We start from the raw sequence: 1,323 nt of genomic DNA on the forward strand, positions 1-1,323 counted from the left end.
CTGACTGTGAGGCTGGCCGGGTCGGTCCGTACGTGATGGGCTGATGGCTGGCGGCAGTGGATGTGACCCTTGCTCTGACTGGCTTCGTGCCTTTGGCGGGACTTGTCCGTCTGCTGCCGCCGGCGCCCGGCCCGGCGGGAGACGTTTGGCCTGATCAGGAGCTTGACCGCCAGTTAGTGGCTGGCGTGTCTCATCACAGTCCTGCCATCTCCGCACCGGACCGGACCTGTGCGTCCCCACGGTGAGGAGAGAACGCATGTCCATGCTGGCAGATCTGGTCGAGGTCGTCATCGGCGTCGACACGCACAAAGACACCCACACCGCCGCCGTGCTCGACACCCGCACCGGCGGGGTCCTGGCCAGGACCACGGTGAGCACCGACCCGGACGGCTACGCCGCGCTGGTGGCCCTGGCCGAGCAGCACTCGGGGCTACGGGCCTGGGCGCTGGAAGGCTCTGGCGGCTACGGCGCAGGCCTGGCCCGGCACCTGGCCGACGCCGGTGAACTGGTCGTCGAACTGGACCGGCCCCTGCGACCAGCCCGCCGTGCCGGGGCGAAGTCCGACGCGATCGACGCCGAACGCGCCGCCCGCGACGCCTTGGCCCGCACCCGGCTGGCGCAACCCAAGACCGGTCCCGAACGCGCGGCACTGCAGATGCGCTTGACGGCCCGCCGCGCGGCCGTGGAAGCCAGCGCCACCGCCCAACGGCAACTGCACGCGATGGTGATCACCGCCCCGGAGGTGGTGCGGGCCCGATTCCGCGGCCAGAGCACCCGGCTCATGCTCACCACCGCCACCCGACTACGCCCAAGTACCAGCGCGGATGTTGAGGTGTTCACGAGCCTGACCGTGCTGCGGGACCTCGCCCGCCGCGTCCGCTTCCTCGAAGCCGAAGCCGCCGAACACGAGAAGGCGATCCGTGCGATAGTCCGCTCCTGGCGACCGGACCTGCTCCAGCTGACCGGCGTCGGACCGATCGTCGCCGCCACCGTCCTCACCGCCTGGTCCCACCCCGGCCGCTGCCGCAACGACGCCGCGTTCGCCATGCTCGCCGGCACCGCCCCGATCCCCGCCTCATCCGGCAAAACCATCCGCTACCGCCTCAACCGATCAGGCGACCGCCAACTCAACCGGGCCCTGCACACCATCGTCCTGACCCGCCTACAACGCGACGAACACACCCGCGCCTACGCCGAACGCCGCCGCGCCCAAGGCAAAACCGACCGCGAGATCAAACGCTGCCTCAAACGCTACGTCGCCCGCGAGCTCTACCGACGCCTCGAAACCCCACCCCAACCACTTGACGCGGCATAGGAGCGTCC

The 1,323-nt window shown here is 70.3% G+C and carries 1 protein-coding gene; it reads left to right on the plus strand.

Annotation, left to right across the window (positions count from 1 at the left end; all coding sequences use genetic code 11):
* Window positions 1-256 precede the first annotated feature (256 nt).
* Window positions 257-1,315: an IS110 family transposase gene (locus tag ACPXCB_RS31480; protein WP_425879755.1), complete on the plus strand. Its 1,059-nt coding sequence runs from the start codon at window positions 257-259 to the stop codon at window positions 1,313-1,315.
* Window positions 1,316-1,323: the final 8 nt, after the last annotated feature.

The sequence above is a fragment of the Micromonospora sp. DT62 genome, assembly GCF_049847285.1.
GTDB lineage: Bacteria > Actinomycetota > Actinomycetes > Mycobacteriales > Micromonosporaceae > Micromonospora > Micromonospora reichwaldensis.